This window comes from Ralstonia sp. A12 (assembly GCF_000801955.1).
GTDB lineage: Bacteria > Pseudomonadota > Gammaproteobacteria > Burkholderiales > Burkholderiaceae > Ralstonia.
In genome coordinates this window covers 190327-212348 of the sequence record NZ_JSZO01000003.1, presented here as the reverse complement: position 1 = coordinate 212348, position 22022 = coordinate 190327, and the positions used below count along the sequence as shown (strand labels likewise).

Sequence of the window (22022 nt, the reverse complement as noted above, 5' to 3'; positions counted from 1 at the left end):
ATTCGTCTGTCCTGACTTGGCAGAAACGGAGGGATTGCCAGCTGGGCAAAGGTGGCCGGAGGCGAATCAGTGGCCGATGGCCTCGGCCGAGCTCAGGCGGCCTGCCGATACCTTGGGATGCGTCGCTTGCTTGATGCTCAGCGCAACGCACGAGACCAGGCCCGCGACTGCCACGATGGCGAAGATGCCGCTGAAGCCGACTTGCAGACGGGTCAGTTCCGCAACCAGGAACGAGCCCGCGATGCCACCAAAGCGGCCGATGCCCAGCATCCATGCAACGCCCGTACCCCGCCCCTTCGTGGGATAGAAGGCAGCGGCCAACGCGGGCATCGACGACTGGGCGGTATTCATCAACACGCCCGCGAGAAATACGACCACCACCAGCAACCCCACATTGCCGACCGCTTGCCCAATGCCATAGACAGAAATGGCGGTCAGGGCATAGCAGATGGCGATCACGCGATTGGCGTTGAACTTGTCCATCAACACACCGCAAACCACAGCGCCAATACCACCCAGCGGGAACAGCGCAGAGATGAGCGTTGCCGATTTTGGCGTCAGGCCAGCCTCTTTCAGCAGGATGGGCATCCAGTTGATGGACGCATAGAAGATGACCAGACCCATGAAATAGGCGATCCACAACATGACGGAGCCGACCAGATATTCACGCGAGAGCACCAGGCGAATGCCTTCCTGACCAGAGGCTCCCGCAGGCTCGGTCGCAACAAACTCTGTGGCCTCGATCGGCGACCCGGTGATGCGTGCAAGCGTGCGCCGGATCTTCTCGGGCGACTGCTTCTTCGCAACCATGTAGCGGACAGACTCAGGCAGCAGAACAAAGAGCAGCACAAGCAGAACCAGCGGCGCAACGCCACCAAGGTGGAGCACACTGCGCCAGCCGAAGGTCGGGATCATCCACGCAGCCAGAAAGCCTCCGAATGCTGCCCCCAGCGGAAAGCCGCAGAACATCAGGTTCACGATGGCCGCGCGACGCTTGTCCGGGCAGAACTCACTCATCAGCGTGACGGTGTTGGGCATGGCCGCCCCAAGCCCGAGGCCCGTGACAAACCGAAGCGCAGTCAGTTCCGTGAGCGTCCCTGCGTAGCCCGACGCAAGGCATGCCGCGCCAAAGATGCCCACCGAGATAAGCAACATCACCCGGCGGCCCAGGCGGTCGGAGAGCGGGCCTGCGAGCAGCGCGCCTGCGGCAAGGCCAAACAGCGCGGCGCTCAACACCGGAGCGAGCGCCGGGCGGCTGATCCCCCATTCACCGATCAACGACGGGGCGATGAATCCAATCGCCGCCGTGTCGAAGCCATCGAGCAGCACGATGACAAAGCAGACGGCAAAGATGAACCATTGAAACGGAGAAAACGGGTGGTCGTTGATGACCGCTTGCACGTCTAGGGCGGCGCTTGGGGTCGCTTCCACTGTTGGGGCCACGATGTCTCTCTCCACATAACAAGAAGGAATTCAGCGTGTTCACGCGCCCGGTAAAAAAAGTTCTAATTGCGAACTCGAGTTCTTTACGTGAACCGCCGTTGTGACCGCCATCGTAGTGGCTAGACCTCAGGTTTCAGATTCGGGATAACCCGCAAAAGAGGCAGAGCGGCAACGAATACAGACAGTCCTGTTCTTAAGCCATGCCTTTCGTGTTCTTGCAGGCGTGGCCCCGTAGGTGACAGCGTCAAGGGTTGGGACGTGGAGGCCGCAGAGCGTATCCAGCAAGCGGCGGAGAGAGGAGCGACGCAGTACGAAAACAAAAAGCCCCTTGGTCGTAAAACCAAGGGGCTTTTGCTACTGCTGGCGGAGAGGGTGGGATTCGAACCCACGGTACCGTCGCCGGTACGCCTGATTTCGAGTCAGGTACATTCGACCACTCTGCCACCTCTCCGGTAACTGGGTCGCTGAATCGCGAAACCGCGACTATAACAGACTTTCGCCTTCCGTATCAATAGGGCGATACGCAACCCGTCAAACCACCGGTTTCAGCACTTCCTGGCCGCCCAGGTACGGGCGCAGCGCCGTTGGCACCGTGACCGAGCCATCCGCGTTCTGATAGTTCTCCAACACAGCCACCAGCGTACGGCCCACGGCGAGGCCCGAGCCGTTGAGCGTGTGCACCAGTTCCGGCTTGCCCTGCGCGTTGCGGAACCGCGCCTGCATGCGGCGCGCCTGGAAGTCGCCCATGTTCGAGCACGAGCTGATCTCGCGGTACGTGTTCTGCGCCGGGATCCACACCTCGATGTCGTACGTCTTGGTGCTGCCGAAGCCCATGTCACCCGTGCACAGCACGACGGTGCGGAACGGCAGTTCCAGCTTGCGCAGGATGTTCTCTGCACAGTTGGTCATGGCATCCAGCGCAGCGGCCGACGTGTCGGGCTGCACGATCTGCACCATCTCGACCTTGTCGAACTGGTGCTGGCGAATCATGCCGCGTGTGTCCTTGCCGTACGAGCCGGCTTCGGAACGGAAGCATGGCGAATGCGCGGCAAACATCATCGGCAGCGCGTCTCCTGCGACGATCTCATCGCGCACGAGGTTCGTGAGCGGCACCTCGGCGGTCGGGATCAGATAGAAGTTCTCAACGTGCTCACCAGCCTCGCCTTCGGCGCCGTGCCCCATCTTGCGGGGCACGCGGAACAGGTCTTCCTCGAACTTCGGCAACTGGCCCGTACCGCGCATCGACGCGGCGTTGACGATGTACGGCACGTACGCCTCGGTATAGCCGTGCTCCAGCGTGTGCGTATCGAGCATGAACTGCGCGAGTGCACGATGCAGACGCGCCACCTGCCCCTTGAGGACAGTGAATCGCGCACCTGACAGCTTGGCGCCGGCGTCAAAATCCAGCCCCAGTGCGCTGCCCAGATCCACGTGATCCTTGACCGGGAAATCGAACGCGCGCGGCGTGCCTTCGCGGCGCACTTCCACATTCTGCGTTTCGTCGCGGCCGGTCGGCACGCTTTCGTGCGGCACATTCGGGATCGACAGCATCAGATCCTGCAGCTTGGTCTGCACCACATCCAGCTGTGCGGCCGATGCCTTCAGATCATCACCGATGCCCGACACCTCGGCCATCACTGCCGATGCGTCTTCGCCCTTGCCCTTGAGCATACCGATCTGCTTGGACAGGCTGTTGCGGCGGGCCTGCAGCTCTTCAGTGCGGGTCTGGATGGCCTTGCGTTCGGCTTCGAGCGCGGCAAAACCGGCCACGTCGAGCACGTAGCCGCGGTCTTTGAGGCGCGCGGCGACGGCGTCGATGTCTTTGCGCAGCAGTTGGATATCAAGCATGGTGGGGAAAAGAAACCGAGGATTGCAAACGATCCGGAGGATCGAAAAGGCCGATTTTATCGCACCGGCCTGCTGTGCCTATTTCCGGCTTACTTGTTGCGGGAGGATTTGCCTTGGGCTTCGTGCCACTGCGCATCCAGCTCACGCAGGTGCCGCAGCTTGTCGCCGATCTTGCCTTCCAGGCCGCGCGGCGTCGGCACGTACCAGTTCTGCGCGGGTAGATCATCGGGGAAGTAGGTCTCGCCAGCGGCGTAGGCCTCAGGCTCGTCGTGGGCGTAACGATAGGCGTGGCCGTAACCGAGCTCTTTCATGAGCTTCGTCGGCGCGTTGCGCAGATGCACGGGCACGGTGCGCGACTTGTCCTGGCTGACGAAGGCACGCGCCGCGTTATAGGCGTTGTAGCCCGCGTTGGACTTGGGCGCGATGGCCAAGTAGATCAGCGCCTGGCCCAGCGCCAACTCCCCTTCCGGCGAGCCCAGCCGCTCATACGTCTCAGCAGCATCCAGCGCGATGCGCGCGGCGCGCGGGTCAGCTAGGCCGACGTCTTCCCACGCCATGCGCACGATGCGGCGCGCGAGGTAGCGTGGGTCAGCGCCGCCGTCGAGCATGCGGCAGAACCAATACAGCACCCCATCCGGATCAGAGCCGCGCATGGACTTATGCAGCGCGCTGATCTGGTCGTAGAAAGCGTCGCCGCCCTTGTCGAAGCGGCGCAGGTTTTCCGACAACGCGGAGGCCAACAGCGCCTCGTCGACCGTGGGCGCAGCGTCGCCCTCGGCTTGCGAGCGTGCGGCGCGGGTGACGATCTCGATGTTGTTGAGCAGCTTGCGGCCATCGCCATCGGCAGAGGCGACGATGGCGTCGAGCGCGGTGGACGTCCACTCCAGACCGCCCAGCTCTTGCCGTGCACGTTCGGCCAACTGCTTCAGCTCGTCGTCCGACAGGCTCTTGAGCACGTACACCGCAGCACGCGAAAGCAAAGCGCCGTTCACCTCGAACGACGGATTCTCGGTGGTCGCGCCAATGAACGTGAACAGACCGCTTTCCACATGCGGCAGGAAAGCATCCTGCTGGCTCTTGTTGAAGCGATGCACCTCATCGACGAATACCAGCGTGCGGCGGCCGTTGGCGCGAAACTGCTCGGCGCGCTCAACCGCTTCGCGGATGTCCTTCACGCCCGACAGCACAGCGGACAGCGCAATGAACTCCGCGTCGAAGGCATGGGCCATCAACCGGGCCAGCGTGGTCTTGCCCACACCGGGCGGGCCCCACAGGATCATCGAATGCGGCTCGCCCGAGGCAAACGCCACACGCAGCGGCTTGCCAGCGCCCAGCAGATGCTGCTGACCGATCACCTCGTCGACGGAATGCGGGCGGAGGCGCTCAGCCAGCGGCATATGGGCCGGCGCGTCCGGGAAGAGAGAAGCTGAAGCGTTCATGCGGGGATTGTCGCAGAAACGGCGCTCGGCCCTGGTGCCAGCCCCGCTACGCTCAGTTTGATGCGCGCTGCACCAACCCCATGAACTCCTTGGCGGGCAGCGGGCCGTGGCACGACTGCGCACCGTCCGCGCTGCGCAGCAGCAGCCATACGCTCTCGCTACCCGGCGGCTGGATCACGAACGGCTGACGGGCCGATGCCTGCGGCATGCGCGGATCGGCAGGCGCCTGAACCGGCACGATCTGACCGGCGTGGCCCTTGACCAGGGCGGAACACTCGGCAGTCGGCAACTCGGTCGCGCGCAGGAAATCCTTGTTGACCAGTGCTTCGGCCAACACGGTGTCGGGCGCGGTCAGGAACGAATCAACATCGAAACGAGACACGCCCGTCGAGGCGCATCCCGCAAACACTGCCGCCGTCGCTGCAACGATGGCCGCACGTTGCAGCGATGTAGTGAACGGCAAAGGCATGGTCGGTCTCCTTGTCGAAAAAGAAACCGGCCTGCACGCGTTACTGCTTGATAACGTCTGCCCCCTTGGGTGGCACGAAGCGGAACGCGTTGGCCGGCAGTTGCGGATTCTTCTGAATATTCGAGAACGTCAGCAGCGTGGTGTTCCCAAAGGCATCGCGCAACTCCATACCCTGCAGCTCGCCGCTGCGAAAGCCGATGGCGATGCGCTCGAACTGGGTGTCCTTTGCTTTGGGTGTGAGTTCAACCCAATCGATGCCGTCCTTGGTGCCACCTTCCTTGAGCGTAAAGTTCTTGGCAAGGTCGTTGCTGCCGAACAGGATGGCGGCCGGGCTGGAGCCGAGCGATGCGTCGAGCTTGCGCTCCGTTACCTGGGCAAGATCCTTGTCGTAGATGAACAGCGTCTGGCCATCTGCCGACAGTTGCTGCTCATACGGCTTCACATAGCGCCAGACGAAGCGGCCCGGACGCGAGAAGGTGAAATCCCCGCTCGATGTCCCTGCCACGCGCAATGGGTTGCCATTGCTGCCGCCCTTGACCAAGCGCTGCACGAACTCACCACGCGCGGTGGTGACGTTGCTCACAAAGGCGTTGAGCTGCTCGACGGCACCCGCATAGGCACCGGCCGACCACGCCGCCAGCGACACCAGCCCAGCGGCCATCAGGTGACGTGCTTTCAACACAAACATAGGAATCCCGGTTTTCAGTTGATCTTCTTGTTAGTGGCCGGCCGCGCCGGAACATTCCGTCAACGCGGTAACGCGATGTAACCGCAACGTCATTCCTCTTCGACGACGTTGCCGTTGCGGTTGGGCGCCAGAATTTCGCGGTTGCCGTTGCCGGACATGGCGGACACGAGCCCTGCCTTTTCCATGTCTTCGAGCAGGCGCGCGGCGCGGTTGTAGCCGATGCGCAGGTGGCGCTGTACCAGCGAGATCGACGCGCGGCGGTTCTTGAGCACCACGTCGACGGCCTGGTCGTACAGCGGATCGGCCTCGCCACCGCCAGCGCCGACAAGGCCCGCGCCGCCGCCAAAGCCATCCCCACCGCCTTCGCCGTCCACCACGCCGCCTTCGAGAATGCCCTCGATGTAGTTCGGCTCGCCCTGCGCCTTGAGGTTGTCCACCACGCGGTGGACTTCATCGTCCGACACGAACGCGCCGTGCACGCGCACCGGCAAACCGGTACCGGGCGCGAGGTACAGCATGTCACCCATGCCCAGCAGCGCCTCGGCGCCCTGCTGATCGAGAATCGTGCGCGAGTCGATCTTGCTGCTGACCTGGAAGGCAATCCGCGTCGGCACGTTCGCCTTGATCAGGCCGGTGATCACGTCCACGGACGGACGCTGCGTCGCCAGCACCAGGTGGATGCCGGCTGCACGCGCCTTCTGCGCAATCCGCGCGATCAGCTCTTCGACCTTCTTGCCAACCACCATCATCAGATCGGCCAGCTCGTCGATCACGATGACGATCATCGGCAGCTTGTCGAGCGGTTCCGGCGCGTCGGGCGTCAGGCTGAACGGGTTGGGAATCTTCTCTTCGCGCGCCGCGGCTTCATCGATTTTCTTGTTGAAGCCGGCCAGGTTGCGCACGCCCATCTTGCTCATGAGCTTGTAGCGGCGCTCCATTTCGCCCACGGCCCAGTTCAGGGCGTGGCCGGCCTGGCGCATGTCGGTCACCACCGGGCACAGCAGGTGCGGAATGCCCTCGTAGATGCTCAGTTCGAGCATCTTCGGGTCGATCAGGATCAGGCGCACCGCATCGGCCTTGGCCTTGTACAGCAGCGACAGGATCATCGCGTTGATACCGACCGACTTACCCGAGCCCGTGGTACCGGCCACCATGCAGTGCGGCATCTTGGCCAGATCGGCCACCACCGGCTTGCCGGCGATGTCCTTGCCCAGCGCCATCGTGAGCTGCGAAGCGCTCTCGTTGTAGACCTGCGAGCCGAGAATCTCCGACAGGCGCACCGCCTGACGCTTCGGATTCGGCAACTCCAGGCCCATGAAATTCTTGCCCGGAATCGTCTCTACCACGCGGATCGACACCAGTGACAGCGAGCGCGCCAAGTCCTTGGCCAGGTTGACGATCTGGCTGCCTTTCACACCCGTGGCCGGCTCGATCTCATAGCGCGTAATGACCGGACCCGGGTAGGCCGCCACCACCTGCACTTCCACGCCAAAGTCCTTGAGCTTCTTCTCGATCAGGCGGGAGGTGAATTCCAGCGTCTCCGCACTCACGGTTTCCACGACGGGCGGGATCGGGTCGAGCAGCGCCAGCGGCGGCAGGTCGGAATCTTCGATGTCGACAAACAGCGGCTGCTGCTTCTCGCGCTCCACGCGCTCGCTCTTGACCACGGCGGTCGGGCGCACGATCTGCACCGGCGGCGATTCTTCAATGCGCACGCGGCGGGTTTCGACCACCTCTTCGCGCTCGACCTTGGCCGCCTCGCCAATGGCGCGGTCCTGCTTGCTCTCGCGGCGCGTCTTGAAGCCGACGAACAGCATCTCCACGCCCGCGCCGATCTGCTCGGCCAGATTCAGCCACGAGAAATGGAAGAACAGCGACAGCCCCACCGTGAACATCAGCAACAGCACCAGCGTGCCGCCGGTAAAGCCCAGCGCGTGCTGCATCGCCCCGCCAATCAGGTCGCCCAGCACGCCGCCTGGTGCGCGCGGCAGCCTCATGTGCAGCGTGTACATGCGAATGGCTTCCAGACCCATGCTGGAGGCCAGGATGAGCGCAAAACCGATCCAGGTGACGCTGGCGTCCACACGCGGCATGGCGGCGCGCGGGAGGCGCTCGTCCGACATCAGCTCACGCCAGCCACGCCAGACGCGGCGCACCAGCAGCAAGGCCCACCAGTAGGCCGAGGCGCCAAAAACGAACAGCAACAGGTCTGCCAGCCACGCGCCCACGCGCCCACCCAGGTTGCGAATCTCGTCGACCTGGCTGGCGTGGGTGAAACCGGGGTCGGCCCGGTTGTATGACAGCAGGATGATCAGAAAGGCGATGGTCACCGCCAGCAACAGAAACCAGCGGACCTCGCCCAGCAGCCGCCCAATGCGAGAGGGCAGCGCGGCGGGATCGGTACGGGTCGTCGGAGTGGTGGAAGCTCGGGCCATGCGGGAGACGGGTGCGCCGCACGGCGAAAGGCCGCACGGCTTGGAACAGCACAAATACGATGCCAAGGATTGTAACGCGGCCCTATCACCGCCATTGGAATTTACAACCGGGCGGATGAGGGGGTGCCACTTTATAATGTCGCCCACTACCTCCATCTACCCTCCTCGGCGGCGCCTACCCTGCGCGCTGCGCATCTATCGGACGCATCATGGCAAAACACGCAAAAGTGCTGATTCTTGGCTCCGGCCCCGCCGGCTACACGGCCGCCATCTACGCAGCCCGGGCCAACCTGAACCCAGTGCTGGTCACCGGCCTGGCCCAGGGCGGCCAGCTCATGACCACCACCGACGTGGAAAACTGGCCCGCCGACCGCGAACACCTGCAAGGCCCCGAGCTCATGCAGCGCTTCCTGGAGCACGCCGAGCGCTTCAACACTGAGATCGTGTTCGACCACATCCACACGGCGCACCTGAACGAAAAGCCGATCCGCCTGATTGGCGATTCGGGCGAATACACCGCCGACGCACTGATCATCTCCACCGGCGCCTCGGCCCAATACCTGGGTCTGCCGTCCGAAGAAAAGTTCGCCGGTCGCGGTGTGTCCGCCTGCGCCACCTGCGACGGTTTCTTCTACAAGGGCCAGGAAGTGGCCGTGGTGGGCGGCGGCAACACCGCCGTGGAAGAAGCGCTGTACCTGGCCAATATCGCCAGCAAGGTCACGCTCATCCACCGCCGCGACAAGTTCCGCGCCGAGCCGATCCTGATCGACCGCCTGCATGAGCAGGAGAAGAAAGGCAAGATCGAGATCAAGACCAACATGGTGCTCGACGAGATCCTGGGCGACGATTCCGGCGTGACGGGCGCCCGCCTGAAGGGCGTGAACGACAACGAAGGCAAGACCGAAGAGGTGAAGGTGGCAGGCGTGTTCATTGCCATCGGCCACAAGCCGAACACCGATCTCTTCAAGGGTCAGCTGGAAATGAACGACACCGGCTACATCCGCACGCAGAGCGGCCTGGCCGGCAACGCCACCGCCACCAACATCCAGGGCGTGTTTGCGGCCGGCGACGTGCAAGACCACATCTACCGCCAAGCGATCACCAGCGCCGGCACGGGCTGCATGGCCGCGCTAGACGCCCAGCGCTACCTGGAAGGCCAGGAGTAAATCTCCGGCCCCGGTTTCCGGGTTCAAGCGAAACGGCCGATGGGTAACCATCGGCCGTTTTGTCATGGGCGGCGCATTCGTATAATCGACACACGCTCCATCCTGATTCGCTTGCCCCACCTGCTGCCATGAAACGCGCCCATCCCCCAGCCACCAAGATCAGCCTGACCGACCTGGGCAAGCTGCGCGACCAGCTCAAGCACGAGACCGAGGCGCGCGAGGCCGAACGCCAGCGCGCCGAAGCCGCCGCCCGCAAGGCCGTGGAAGAGGCCAACGTGTTCCGCGCCAACGTCGGCGAGGTGAATGCGCTGCGCCAGAACAAGCGCGTCGAGCATCCGCGCAATCCGCCCGCGCCTGACCCCGTGCACTCGCGCGCCGAGGACAAGCGCGTACTGGACGCTTCGCTGTCGGACGAATTCGACGTCGACAACCTGCTCGAGACCGACGACACCCTCTCCTACCGCCGCCCCGGCATCGGTGAAGACGTGCTCAAAAAGCTGCGCCGCGGTGAATGGGCCACGCAAGATCAGATCGATCTGCACGGCCTGCGCCGCGAAGAGGCACGCGAGGCACTGGCCGCCTTCCTGCGCCGCGCCGTGCAACGCGGCATCCGCTGCGTGCGCGTGATCCACGGCAAAGGCCTGGGCTCGCCGGACAAGACACCCGTGCTCAAGGGCAAGGTGCGCTCGTGGCTGGTGCAGAAGGAAGAAGTGATCGCCTTCGTCGAGCCGCGCAATACAGCGGGTGGCGCAGGTGCTGTACTGGTACTGCTGCGCCAGCCGCACAGCTCCTGACATCGCTCGACTCGAACAACAACAAGAACAACCCCATGCACGTCGGTCGCCTGCAGTTGGTCATGCACTGGATGGAGATCCTCGCGGTCTTCTCGTTTGCCATCTCGGGCCTGGCCGAGGCGAAACGGCGCCGGCTCGATGCCGTGGGCGCGTTCATCGTCGCGTTCCTCACCGCGTTTGGCGGCGGTACGCTGCGCGATCTGTTGCTCGATCGGCGGCCGTTCTACTGGATCGAGCACGAGCAATACCTGCTCGCGCTGTTCATCATGAGTCTGTTTGCCAATTGGGTGATCCGGCTGGTGAGCCAACTGGTATCCGACCGCGTCCTGATCGTGGCGGACGCCATCGGCATGGGACTCTTTGGCGTGTTGGGCACGCAACTGGCGCTCGATGCCGGTATGCCCGTCTTCGTGTCGGTGATGATGGGCGTGATCACAGCGGCGTTCGGCGGCCTGCTGCGCGACGTGGTCTGCAATGAAGTGCCCATGCTGCTGCGAGACAACCACCCGTACGCGACCTGCGCGTTTCTCGGGTGCTTCCTCTACGTCGGGCTGACGCACACGGACCTGCTGCCGAGCGTGTCCGTGGTGATCGCCACGCTGGCGATCGTGATCGGGCGGCTCGTGACGCTGCGCTGGAACATCACCCTGCCGCGCTGATCAATGCTGACCGGCGCTGGCACGCCGGTCAGAAGCATCGCTTAGACAGCGGCTTCGTCCTTCTCACCGGTGCGAATGCGGATCACCTGCTCCACCGGCATCACGAAGATCTTGCCGTCGCCGATCTTGCCAGTCTTGGCGGCCTTCACGATGGTGTCGATCACGTGCTCGACCTGGTTGTCTGCCACCACCACCTCGATCTTGATCTTCGGCAGGAAGTCGACCACGTATTCAGCGCCGCGATACAGCTCGGTGTGACCTTTCTGCCGGCCGAAACCCTTGACCTCGGTGACGGTCAAGCCAGTCACCCCCACGTCGGCGAGCGACTCGCGCACTTCGTCCAGTTTGAAGGGCTTGATGATGGCGGTGATCTGTTTCATGGGTGTCTCGCTAACTAGTTGGTGAGGTATTCAAGCGTCCAATAATACTGGAGCCGGTTAATGCGCACATCCTGGGCGATACCGGCCACGGTCTCGAGCAGGGTCCGGTCGTCCGGAAAATTCTTCAGCACGTCATGCTCTGTGCCATCACGCAAGGGACGGCGCTGCCACGTGTTGCCATGTTCATCGTTGTAGGCAACCGGCGTGCTTGAGCCGAACACATACTGGTTATCAAACCACAACACGCGCACGCCGGGTCCAAGCACACGATGCAGCCCCTCGACATGCTGGCGCAGGCGCTGCAGCGGCACATGCGACCACCAGCAGCCTGCTGTCATCACGTCGAACGTGCCAGGCACGAACGGCAGCGCATCGTTGTCGGCGCGCACGAACGCCGCGCCGGCGATGCCCTTGCCGCGTGCGATGCGCAGCACGGTGTCGTTGTAATCCGTGCCGACGATGCTGCGCGCATCCGTCATCGCCTCGGTCCAGAAACCGGTGCCGCAAGCCAGGTCCAGCACCCGTGCGCCGCGTGTCATGTCACGCACACGCGCCTTCAACCACGCCAAATCGCCCTGCCGCTCGGGCTTCGTATAGATGCGCTCGTATTCGGGGGCACGTTTGGCGTAGTAGTCGAGCATGGCGATGGACGTTCTCGGCTTATTCCTTGAACCGCGACGTGATCGGGTAGCGCCAATCGCGTCCGAACGCACGCTGCGTCACGCGAATGCCGACCGGGGCCTGGCGTCGCTTGTACTCGTTGATCTTGATGAGACGCACGATCTTCTGCACATCGGCCTCAGCAAACCCGGCAGCGATGATGTCAGGCACGGGCTGGTTCTGCTCCATGTAGCGCTGCACGATGGCATCAAGCGCATCGTATTCGGGCAGGCTGTCCTGGTCGGTCTGGTTCTCGCGCAATTCAGCCGACGGCGCGCGCGTGAGAATCCGCTCCGGAATCACCTCCGACAGCGTATTGCGGTAGCGGCACAGCCGGTAGACCAGCGTCTTGAAGATGTCCTTGATGACGGCAAAGCCGCCGGCCATGTCGCCGTACAGCGTGCAGTAGCCGACCGCCATTTCGCTCTTGTTGCCGGTGGTCAGCACGATGCGGCCGCTCTTGTTGGACAACGCCATCAGCAGCGTGCCGCGAATGCGCGCCTGGATGTTCTCTTCCGTCGCGTCTTCCGGCAGACCGCGGAACTCTTCCGCCAGCGCCCCCCTGAACGCGTCGAACATCGGGCTGATGGCGATTTCGTCGTACTGCACGCCCAGGCGGGCGGCCATGTCGCGCGCATCCACCCACGAGATATCGGCCGTATAGCGCGAGGGCATCATCACCGCGCGCACGCGATCGGCGCCCAGGGCATCGACAGCAATTGCCAGCACCAGCGCAGAATCCACGCCGCCCGACAGGCCGATGATCGCGCCCGGGAAGCCGTTCTTGCCCAGGTAGTCACGCACGCCCAGCTTGAGCGCCTCGTACACCTGCGCCTCCAGCGAGGCCTCAGGCACGATCGTGCCGGGCAGCGCGCGGCCGCCGTCGAACTGCACGTAGCCGACGCCCTCGACGAACTGGCCCATCTGCACGACGACCTTGCCCTCGGCATCGAGCACGAACGAGCCGCCGTCGAACACGAGTTCATCCTGCCCGCCGACCAGGTTCACGTACACATGCGGCAGGCCCGACTCCTTCACCCGCGCGCCGATGATGCGCTCGCGCAGGTCCTCCTTGTCCAGGTGGTACGGCGAGGCATTAGGGATCAGCACCACCTGTGCGCCGGCCGCACGGGCGTAGGCCGTAGCCTGGGCATACCAGGCGTCTTCACAGATGATGATGCCGAAGCGCGTGCCGTCCACCTCAAACACGAAAGGCTCGGTGCCGGGCTGGAAATAGCGCTTCTCGTCAAAGACCTCGTTGTTGGGCAGGTCGAGCTTGTTGTAGCGGCCAACCACGCGGCCGTCCACGGCCACGGTGGCGCTGTTGGTGGGCTTGGGCAGCACGCCGGGCGCCGGGGCTTCCAACGAGATCTGCGGATGCCCGATCAACACATGCAGGCCCGAGAACGCCGCCAGCTCCGCGATGAGCGCATCGAGCGCACGGGCACTGGCATCGATAAACGCCGGGCGCAGCAGCAGATCTTCAGGCGGATAACCAGTGAGCGACAGCTCCGGCGTGAGGAGAATGCGCGCACCAGCCTGGTGCGCTTCACGCGCAGCGGCGACGATGCGGGCGGCATTGCCGGCGAAATCGCCGACGGTGCAGTTGATCTGGGCGAGAGCGACAGTGACGGTCATGGGGGCAATATGGGATGCAAGCGCAGCACCCCGAGCTGGAATTAGAATCGGCGGCATGACTTCCCGCCCCCTCGTTCCCGAGCCCGAAACCCGCGCTGGATCGCAGCATTATCGCATGCGGCTTGTGACCGATCTGCGCGACATCGGCCGCGATGCATGGGACGCCCTGCTCTCCCAGCAGCCCGAGGCGACACCGTTCCTGCGCTACGACTTTTTGCACGCCCTGCACGAAAGCGGCAGCGCCTCGCCCGACACGGGCTGGTCGCCGCAATACCTCACGCTGTGGGAAGACGGTGCGCATGGAGAAACACTGGCTGCCGCCGTGCCACTGTACGTGAAAGGCCACTCCTACGGCGAATACGTCTTCGACTGGGCCTGGGCAAATGCGTATGCGCAGCACGGGCTGGAGTACTACCCGAAGTGGCTGTCTGCCATCCCCTTTACGCCGGTGCAGGGTGCACGGCTGCTGGCACGTGATGCCGCCGCACGGGCGACGCTGCTCAACACGCTGCTGGCGACGGCGCAGCAAAGCGAGTTGTCTTCGCTGCACGTGCTGTTCCCTACCGCGGAGGAAGCCGAGCTGATGCGCGCCACCGGCATGTTGCTGCGGCAAGGGGTGCAGTTTCACTGGTGCAATGCGGGCTTCCGCAGCTTCGACGATTTTCTTGCCGCACTGGAGCAGAAGAAGCGCAAGAACATCCGCGCAGAGCGCCGCCGCGTGCACGACGCTGGTATCACGTTCCGCCATGTGCCGGGCGCAGCAGCCACTGATGCCGACTGGCGCTTCTTCCACCGCTGCTACCGCACCACCTACCGTGAGCACCACTCCTCGCCGTACCTGAACCTGGAGTTCTTCCGCCAGATCGGCCAGACGATGCCGGAAAACCTGCTACTGGTGATTGCCTCGCGCGACGGCAACGACATCGCCAGCGCGCTGCTGGTGGTCGACGCGCGACCGGAGGCATCCGTCATGTACGGCCGCTACTGGGGCGCGATCGAGCATCACCCCTGCCTGCACTTTGAGACGGCGTACTACCAGCCGCTGGCGTATTGCATCGAACACGGCATCCGCACCTTCGAGGGCGGCGCTCAGGGGGAGCACAAGATGGCGCGCGGCTTTGAACCCGTGGCGACACTGTCAGCGCACTGGCTTGCGCATCCGGCCTTTGCTGATGCCGTGGGCCGGTTCCTCGACCGCGAGACGGCCGGCATGGAAGCGTATCTGGACGAACTGACGGACCGCTCGCCGTTCAGGCAGCGTCCGGTGTAAACAACCGAGGGAAAAACCGCGAAGGCGGGAGAGACCGCGTCCGCAACGGCAGCGGACGCGTAGAGACGACTTATCGCGCAGCGAGCTTCTGCGTGGAGACAGGACACTGCGTCGGGCAGGTCCCCGTCGTCGGCAGGGCACCAACTGGCGCGACACCACGTTCGCTGGCATGCGCGGCATCAGCCGGGCCAGCCAGCAACGCCCACACGGTAAAGGCAGTCATGGCCACGAGGGAAAGCACGGGAACGGCAACGGTCTTGTTCAACATCGCAGTACCAAGGGGTGGAGTCAAACTTGACCGGGAGTCTAGAGGCGCCGTTTCCGACGGGCAAATGAGCGTTACTTAAATCTCTGTACAGCGGAATTGCGTCGTCCCGTTTATGCGCCGCATGCAATAACACGTCGAAAAATGCATGATGCACGATTCGCTCGCCGCAAATGGCGGTACCATGCGGGTTGGCGGGTGATGCGACATTGCAGGCATTTTGCCCACGCAAATAAAAAATCCCGGCCATCCTTACGGATGCCGGGATTTTGTCCGACCAGAGGTACGGCGAATTACTAAGGTGTCTTACTTCTTGTAATTGGCCACGCCGTCGACGATTTCCTTGTGGGCTTCTTCAATGCCGCCCCAGCCTTCGACCTTGACCCACTTGCCGGCTTCCAGCGCCTTGTACTGCTCGAAGAAGTGCTTGATCTGGTCCAGCAGGTTCTGGCCGATGTCCGACAGGTCGGTCATGTGAGCCGTGGCGGGGCTCAGCTTGTTGACCGGCACGGCGACCAGCTTGGCGTCCACGCCCGACTCGTCCGTCATCTTGAGCATGCCCAGGACACGGCAGCGCACCACGCAACCGTGGATCAGCGGGAACGGCGTGACGACCAGCACGTCCACCGGGTCACCGTCACCCGACAGCGTCTGCGGGATGAAGCCGTAGTTGGCCGGATAGCGCATGCCGGTACCGACAAAGCGGTCCACGTGCAGCATGCCGGTTTCCTTGTCGGCTTCGTACTTGACCGGGTCGCTCTGCGCCGGAATCTCGATGATGACGTTGAAGTCGTTGGGGATGTCTTTGCCCGGCGAGACGTTGTTGAAGCTCATGGAAATGCTCCGGAATGCGCGAAAACGACGCGTATGGTTGAAAAGAAGCTTGAAAACTGTCGGCGGGCATTATAGCCCCTGACACCCGGCAACCCTGGCGCACCCGTGCGAAAATCGCGCGTTGCCGATCTTTGCAGGAACCCCCTATGCACGCCCAGCACTTCATCGCCAACCGCTTGATGTCGCCCGATTCAGGCATGCGCATCAAGGTGTTCGATCCTTCAGACGGCCAGCCTTTTGCCGAGATCGCGCGCGGCAACGCCACCGACATCAGCGTGGCCGTCCATGCCGCACGGCGTGCCTTTGAGGGCGTCTGGGGTCAGTTGAGCCCCGCCGAGCGTGGCCGGCTGCTCATGCGCGTGGCCCTGCGCCTGGCCGATCACGAAGAAGAACTCGCCCGCCTGGAAGCTCGCGATACCGGCAAGCCAATGCGCCAGGCACGCGCCGACGCCCGCGCCATCGCCCGCTACTTCGAGTTCTATGCCGGGGCAGCCGACAAGCTGCACGGCCAGACTATCCCCTATCCGGCCGATACCACCGTGCTGACCGTGCGCGAGCCGCATGGTGTAACGGCGCACATCATCCCGTGGAATTACCCGATGCAGATCTTCGGGCGCAGCGTGGGTGCCGCATTGGCCGCGGGCAACGCCTGCGTGGTCAAGCCGGCCGAAGATGCGTGCCTGTCGATCCTGCGCGTGGCTGAGTTGGCTGCCGAGGCCGGACTGCCCGATGGCGCACTCAACGTGGTGACCGGCTACGGTCATGAGGCGGGCGCGGCACTGGCGGCACATCCGGGTATCAACCACGTGTCGTTCACCGGGTCGCCGGAAACGGGCAAGGTGATCGTGCGCGCCGCTGCCGAAAACCACGTGCCCGTCACGCTGGAACTGGGCGGCAAGTCTCCGCAGATCCTGTTTGCTGATGCGGACCTGGAAGCGGCGATCCCGGCCGTGGTGAACGGCATCATCCAGAACGCCGGGCAGACATGCTCGGCCGGCAGCCGTGTGCTGATCGAGCGCGGCATCTACGAGACGGTGCTGGATCGGCTCGCCAGCGTATTCGAATCGATCAAGGTTGGCCCCGCATCGCTGGACCTGGATTGCGGCCCGCTGATCAACCCGAAGCAGCAGCAGCGCGTGTGGGATTTCGTCTCGGACGCGCAGCACGCCAACATTCCGGTGATGGCGCAGGGGCAGGTGGTACCGGAAGCGCCCGAGACCGGCTACTACCAGGCACCGATGCTGTTGCGCGACGTACCGCACACGCACCGCCTGGCGCAGGAAGAAGTGTTCGGCCCGCTGCTGGCCGCCCTGCCCTTCGACAGCGAGGCCGAAGCGCTGACGCTCGCCAACGGCACGCCGTACGGACTGGTGGCCGGCGTGTGGACACGCGACGGCGGGCGACAGCTTCGCCTGGCACGCAAGCTCAAGGCCGGCCAGGTCTTCATCAACGACTACGGCGCGGGCGGCGGCGTAGAGCTGCCCTTTGGCGGCACGGGCCAATCGGGCCACGGCCGCGAGAAAGGCTTCGAGGCGCTGTACGGCTTCACTACCTTGAAGACCATCGCCATCCGCCACGGTTGAGCTGACACAGACAACACCAACACAACGAGGAGACACCATGCGGCTTGCCGGCAAGATCGCCATCGTCACAGGCGCGGGTTCGGGCTTTGGCGAGGGCATCGCCAACACCTTTGCGCGCGAGGGTGCGCGCGTCATCGTCAACGACTTGAACACCGAGGCGGGCGAACGCGTGGCCGATGCCATCCGCGTGGCCGGCGGCGACGCGCATTTCGTGCACGCCGATGTGTCCGATGGCGGCTCGGTCGCGAGCCTGCTTGGTGCAACGCTTTCGCGCTATGGCGATCTGCATATCGTCGTCAATAACGCCGGCACCACGCACAAGAACAAGCCGCTGCTGCAGATCACCGAGGACGAGTTCGACCGCGTGATGGCCGTCAACGTAAAGAGCATCTACTGGACGGCGCGCCACATGGTGCCGCATTTCCGCGAGCGGGGCGGCGGTGTGTTCGTCAACGTGGCGTCCACCGCGGGCATCCGGCCGCGGCCGGGGCTGGTTTGGTACAACGCCAGCAAGGGCGCTGTCATCACGGCCAGCAAGGCGATGGCGGCGGAGCTGGGTCCGGACAAGATCCGCGTGAACTGTGTCAACCCGGTGATGGGCGCCACGGGCCTGATCGAGCAGTTCATGGGCATGCCCGACACCCCAGAGAATCGCGCTCGCTTCCTGGCGACGATCCCGATGGGGCGGCTCTCCACGCCGCAGGATGTGGCCAACGCGTGCCTGTATCTGGCGTCGGATGAGGCTGAGTTCATCACCGGCGCGTGCCTGGAGGTGGATGGCGGGCGTTGCGTGTAGTTGTCACTGCGAACCCTGCCGGCGGGCATCTTGGCGCGCCCGCTCGACAGGCGCAGAATGCGGTGGCGGTTTTCCGGGCCGAGGTAGGTAACGAGGAGCACTCGGCCTGAACTCACAACAACACAGGAGACCCGATGGCCCTCACCACTCCACCGCTGGGTAGCGCGAGCACCCTGCAGCAATCCGCAAGTGATTTCGAAGAAGCCACCTACCGCAAGGTGAGTTGGCGCCTGATCCCATTCCTGCTGCTGTGTTACGTGGTCGCGTATCTGGACCGCGTCAACGTTGGCTTTGCCAAGCTGCAGATGCTCAGCGACCTCAAGTTCAGCGAGACCATCTACGGGCTGGGCGCAGGCATCTTCTTCATCGGCTACTTCCTCTTCGAGGTGCCGAGCAACGTGATCCTGCATCGCGTAGGCGCGCGCATGTGGATCGCGCGGATCATGATCTCGTGGGGCATCATCTCGGCGGCCATGATGTTCGTGACCACGCCAGCCATGTTCTACGTGATGCGCTTCCTGCTGGGGCTGGCCGAGGCCGGCTTCTTCCCTGGGATCATCCTGTACCTCACCTACTGGTATCCGGCGCAGCGACGCGGGCGCACCACCACGTTCTTCATGACGGCGGTGGCGCTCTCGGGCGTGATCGGCGGCCCCCTGTCGGGCTGGGCCATGACGACGTTCGCAGGCACCTATGGCCTGGCAGGTTGGCAGTGGATGTTCCTGATCGAAGGCATCCCGTCCGTCATCGTCGGCATCATCGTGCTGTTTTATCTGGATGACCGCATCAGCCACGCCAAGTGGCTGACGGAGGACGAGAAGGCGCTGCTCACGCGCAACATCGCTGCGGAAGACGCCGAGAAACAAGATCCGCCCATTCGCGCAGTGCTCGCCAGCCCGCGCGTATGGCTGATGAGCCTGATCTACTTCACCTTCGTGATGGGTCTGTACGGCGTGAGCTTCTGGCTGCCGACGCTCATCAAGCAGACCGGCGTGGCCGATCCGTTCTCGGTGGGCCTGCTGACGGCGATTCCGTACGGCGCGGCCGTCATTGCGATGATCCTGGTCGCCCGCAGCGCAGACCGCACCCGCGAGCGCCGCTGGCATATCGCCATTCCGGCCGTGGCGGGAGCGATTGGGCTGGTGCTGTCGGCCGTCTGGCACACCAACACTACGCTGGCGATGGCCGCGCTCACGCTCGGCACCATGGGCATCCTGACCACGCTGCCGCTGTTCTGGAGCCTGCCGACGGCTTTCCTGGCCGGCACCGCCGCCGCTGCGGGCATTGCGCTCATCAACTCGCTGGGCAACCTGGCGGGCTTCATCAGCCCCTACGCTGTAGGTTGGCTCAAAGACGCCACCAAGAGCACCGACTCCGGCATGTATATGCTGGCCGCGTCAATGGTGCTGGGGGCGATCCTCACACTGTCGGTGCCGGCGTCGAAGGTCAACAAGTAGTCCTGAAGTCGGCCGCTCTGACGCCACCGCTGCGCGCGGTGGCGTCGCCGTCTGCTCTGCCCTTCCTTTCCATCGCATTACGGCTGGCCGCTTTCGCCGGAATCTCCGTATTGCGAATCATTCCCGTTTACTCTAGCCTGCCGTCTCCCTGAACCGCCATGCCGTAGGAGACCCGCATGCTGAAGATCACCCTGGCCGCCCTGGCCATCGCTTGCTCCACCAGCGCCTTTGCCGGCGCCAAGTGCGCCAAGCATCCGAAGAACGAGTGGATGCCCGAGGCCGAAGCCCAGGCCAAGATCAAGGCCGAGGGCTACACCATCAAGAAATTCAAGGTGGACGGCAACTGCTATGAGATCTACGGCACCGACAAGGACGGCAAGAAGATCGAGATCTACTACGACACCAAGACGCTGGAGATCGTGAAGTCCGAGATCGAGAAGTAAGCGCGTGGCACCGGAGTTGCCATCGTCCGCCCGCGTGTGGGATCGGTTGGTCCGCGTCACGCATTGGAGCGTGGCGGCGCTGGTGCTGTGGGACCTGTTCGAAGATTCCGGCGGCCCCCTGCACCGCAATCTCGGTTACGTGGCCGTCGCGTTGGTCGCCGTGCGGCTGGCGTGGGGCTTCGTAGGCAGCGAACCTGCACGCTTTGCAACGTGGTGGCCGCGCCTGTCGACCTTGCACCGCTATGCGGCGTCGCTGCGAGCGGGCAAGCCGATGAAGTTTGCAAGCCACAACCCCATTGGCGCGCTGGGCATGCTGGCGATGTGGGGGCTGATCCTCGCGCTCGGCCTGACAGGCTGGTTGTCGCGGCTCGACGCCTTCTGGGGTGAAGACTGGCCACTGGATCTACACGCTTGGCTGGCGTACGCACTGGCCACGTTGGTGGCCGTGCATGTGAGCGCAGCCATCCTCATGAGCGTGCTGCACAAGGACAACCTCATCCTTGCAATGCTCACCGGAAAAAAGAAGCGGCGCCATGATTGACGCCGCTCTTCTTACACCGCTTATTTGACCGCCAGCAGTGCACTTTGCCGGTAGTGGCGCTGTGCCTCTTCCGGCCGCTCGGTCTGCTCGTACATCTGCGCGAGCGCCAGATGCGCGTGCGCGCGCAGGTTGCCATGGTGATCGGTATCGGCATACTTCAACGCCGATTCCAGGCTCGACTGCGCCTTGCCCCAGAGCTGCTCCTTGAAGCACAGCATACCCAGCGTGTAGAACAGGTCCGCATCCACCGGATGCTGTGTGAGCCATTTCTCGGCCTGCTGGATCAGCGGCAGCGCCTTGCCGGGCACCGCGCAATCCGCATAGCGACGGATGAGGCGGCCATCCCAGTGCGCCCTCAACCCTTCTTCGACGATGCGCTTGGCATCTTCCGTGCGACCCAGTTGCGCGAAATACAGCGCGGCCTGCGAGGCAATGCGCGGCGAGCGGCGCTCTTCCGTCGTCAACTCACGCCAGAAGGTGTTGAGCGCATCGGCATCGTGGCGGCGTTCGGTCAGCAACGTCTCGCACGCCATCTGCTTGAGGCGCGCGGCCAACACGGCGTGGATGGCGTTGCGCTTCTCCAGTGCGCGCGTCAGGCGCAGCACCTCGCTCCAGTTCTTCAGATGCTGGTGCGCGCGCAGGGCGATCCGCTGCGCCTGGATCTGCCGTGCGCCCTGCGATTGCAGTTGCGCGATCTTCTCCAGCGCGCCATCCGCATCGCGCGCATCGACCAGCAGTTCCGCCATCGATACCAGCTTGGCCTGCTCGCGGTCGGGCGACTTCACCTCGGCCATCCACGCATCGCGGCGCTCGGTTTCCTGCATGCGGTGTGCAGCACGTGCGCCGATCAGCGCGGCGGTTTCGCGCTGCGCATCCCAGGCTTGGGCTTCACGCGCCTGGCGCTCGGCATGGCCAAAGCGGCCGGCAAACAGGCTTTCCATTGCTTCGCGCAGCGCGGCTGACGCCTTCAGGATGCGGTTGCGCTCGCGATACGCCGCTGCGCGTGCCGGCATGCCCGCCACATGGTGGAACAACCGCATCACCAGGTGCAGCACCACGAACGTCACCAGCAACGCGGCCAGCACGAAATTGAGGGACATTTCCACCCGATACGGCGGGTAGAACAGCACGACATTGCTCAGATTAAGTTCAGTAAACAGCGCCAGCCCGACGGCGGCGGCAAACAGCAGCGCAACCCAGAATACCCAGCGCAT

The 22022-nt window shown here is 63.9% G+C and carries 21 protein-coding genes and 1 tRNA gene; 9 read left to right on the top strand and 13 right to left on the bottom strand.

Annotated features, from left to right (window positions below):
- Positions 1–66 precede the first annotated feature (66 nt).
- The 7 genes from PI87_RS07520 to PI87_RS07490 all read right to left on the bottom strand — a co-directional run bounded on the left by PI87_RS07520 (position 67) and on the right by PI87_RS07490 (position 8322).
- Positions 67–1431 (bottom strand): MFS transporter, encoded by a 1365-nt coding sequence (locus PI87_RS07520; RefSeq protein WP_039597086.1) that lies wholly within the window; start codon positions 1429–1431, stop codon positions 67–69.
- A gap of 373 nt (positions 1432–1804) precedes the next feature.
- Positions 1805–1894 (bottom strand) — tRNA-Ser (locus tag PI87_RS07515).
- 80 nt (positions 1895–1974) lie between these two features.
- A complete protein-coding gene (gene serS, locus PI87_RS07510) occupies positions 1975–3291 on the bottom strand; it encodes a serine--tRNA ligase (protein WP_039597085.1) in 1317 nt (438 codons plus the stop codon).
- Positions 3292–3380: 89 nt separating this feature from the next.
- Positions 3381–4688 carry a replication-associated recombination protein A gene (locus PI87_RS07505; protein ID WP_039597084.1) on the bottom strand — a complete coding sequence of 436 codons (1308 nt, stop codon included), beginning with the start codon at positions 4686–4688 and terminating at the stop codon, positions 3381–3383.
- Between the two features lie 94 nt (positions 4689–4782).
- Positions 4783–5199 carry a hypothetical protein gene (locus PI87_RS07500; RefSeq protein ID WP_039597083.1) on the bottom strand — a complete coding sequence of 139 codons (417 nt, stop codon included), beginning with the start codon at positions 5197–5199 and terminating at the stop codon, positions 4783–4785.
- A 40-nt stretch (positions 5200–5239) separates the two neighbouring features.
- Positions 5240–5887 carry an outer membrane lipoprotein chaperone LolA gene (gene lolA / locus PI87_RS07495; RefSeq protein WP_039597082.1) on the bottom strand — a complete coding sequence of 216 codons (648 nt, stop codon included), beginning with the start codon at positions 5885–5887 and terminating at the stop codon, positions 5240–5242.
- 89 nt (positions 5888–5976) lie between these two features.
- Positions 5977–8322, bottom strand: coding sequence for a DNA translocase FtsK (locus PI87_RS07490; RefSeq protein WP_039597081.1), 2346 nt, complete (start codon positions 8320–8322; stop codon positions 5977–5979).
- A gap of 209 nt (positions 8323–8531) precedes the next feature.
- Here PI87_RS07490 and trxB point away from each other — a divergent pair, with 209 nt between their 5' ends.
- The 3 genes from trxB (at position 8532) to PI87_RS07475 (ending at position 10941) form a co-directional block, all read left to right on the top strand.
- The gene (gene trxB / locus PI87_RS07485; protein WP_039597080.1) at positions 8532–9488 is read left to right on the top strand and encodes a thioredoxin-disulfide reductase; all 957 of its coding nucleotides are present in this window, start codon (positions 8532–8534) and stop codon (positions 9486–9488) included.
- A 128-nt stretch (positions 9489–9616) separates the two neighbouring features.
- Positions 9617–10282: a Smr/MutS family protein gene (locus tag PI87_RS07480; RefSeq protein WP_039597079.1), complete on the top strand. Its 666-nt coding sequence runs from the start codon at positions 9617–9619 to the stop codon at positions 10280–10282.
- A gap of 35 nt (positions 10283–10317) precedes the next feature.
- Positions 10318–10941, top strand: a complete 624-nt coding sequence (locus PI87_RS07475; RefSeq protein ID WP_039597078.1) for a trimeric intracellular cation channel family protein — start codon at positions 10318–10320, stop codon at positions 10939–10941.
- 41 nt (positions 10942–10982) lie between these two features.
- Here PI87_RS07475 and glnK read toward each other — a convergent pair whose 3' ends face one another.
- Genes glnK through PI87_RS07460 form a run of 3 tightly spaced genes read right to left on the bottom strand, consistent with a single transcriptional unit; the run spans position 10983 to position 13619 of the window.
- Positions 10983–11321: a P-II family nitrogen regulator gene (gene glnK / locus PI87_RS07470; protein WP_039597077.1), complete on the bottom strand. Its 339-nt coding sequence runs from the start codon at positions 11319–11321 to the stop codon at positions 10983–10985.
- Between the two features lie 14 nt (positions 11322–11335).
- Positions 11336–11962 (bottom strand): class I SAM-dependent methyltransferase, encoded by a 627-nt coding sequence (locus tag PI87_RS07465; protein ID WP_039597076.1) that lies wholly within the window; start codon positions 11960–11962, stop codon positions 11336–11338.
- A gap of 19 nt (positions 11963–11981) precedes the next feature.
- Entirely contained in the window at positions 11982–13619 is a 1638-nt protein-coding gene (locus tag PI87_RS07460) for an NAD+ synthase (RefSeq protein WP_039597075.1), read from the bottom strand.
- A 55-nt stretch (positions 13620–13674) separates the two neighbouring features.
- Here PI87_RS07460 and PI87_RS07455 point away from each other — a divergent pair, with 55 nt between their 5' ends.
- A complete protein-coding gene (locus tag PI87_RS07455) occupies positions 13675–14889 on the top strand; it encodes a GNAT family N-acetyltransferase (RefSeq protein ID WP_039597074.1) in 1215 nt (404 codons plus the stop codon).
- A gap of 70 nt (positions 14890–14959) precedes the next feature.
- On the opposite strand, the gene PI87_RS28450 is transcribed toward PI87_RS07455, so the two are convergent.
- Positions 14960–15157, bottom strand: coding sequence for a hypothetical protein (locus tag PI87_RS28450; protein ID WP_084209909.1), 198 nt, complete (start codon positions 15155–15157; stop codon positions 14960–14962).
- Between the two features lie 303 nt (positions 15158–15460).
- Positions 15461–15988, bottom strand: coding sequence for an inorganic diphosphatase (gene ppa, locus PI87_RS07450; RefSeq protein ID WP_021195606.1), 528 nt, complete (start codon positions 15986–15988; stop codon positions 15461–15463).
- A gap of 146 nt (positions 15989–16134) precedes the next feature.
- On the opposite strand from ppa, the gene PI87_RS07445 reads away from it, so the two are divergent.
- From PI87_RS07445 to PI87_RS07425, 5 genes are all read left to right on the top strand, one after another.
- Positions 16135–17571: an aldehyde dehydrogenase family protein gene (locus tag PI87_RS07445; RefSeq protein ID WP_039597073.1), complete on the top strand. Its 1437-nt coding sequence runs from the start codon at positions 16135–16137 to the stop codon at positions 17569–17571.
- Positions 17572–17608: 37 nt separating this feature from the next.
- On the top strand, positions 17609–18367 hold the full coding sequence (locus PI87_RS07440; RefSeq protein ID WP_039597072.1) for an SDR family oxidoreductase: 759 nt from the start codon (positions 17609–17611) through the stop codon (positions 18365–18367).
- A 134-nt stretch (positions 18368–18501) separates the two neighbouring features.
- Positions 18502–19824, top strand: coding sequence for an MFS transporter (locus PI87_RS07435; protein ID WP_039597071.1), 1323 nt, complete (start codon positions 18502–18504; stop codon positions 19822–19824).
- Positions 19825–20000: 176 nt separating this feature from the next.
- A complete protein-coding gene (locus PI87_RS07430) occupies positions 20001–20267 on the top strand; it encodes a PepSY domain-containing protein (RefSeq protein ID WP_039597070.1) in 267 nt (88 codons plus the stop codon).
- A 4-nt stretch (positions 20268–20271) separates the two neighbouring features.
- A complete protein-coding gene (locus PI87_RS07425; RefSeq protein ID WP_232313954.1) occupies positions 20272–20808 on the top strand; it encodes a cytochrome b/b6 domain-containing protein in 537 nt (178 codons plus the stop codon).
- Positions 20809–20828: 20 nt separating this feature from the next.
- Here PI87_RS07425 and PI87_RS07420 read toward each other — a convergent pair whose 3' ends face one another.
- Positions 20829–22022 (bottom strand): heme biosynthesis protein HemY, encoded by a 1194-nt coding sequence (locus PI87_RS07420; RefSeq protein ID WP_039597069.1) that lies wholly within the window; start codon positions 22020–22022, stop codon positions 20829–20831.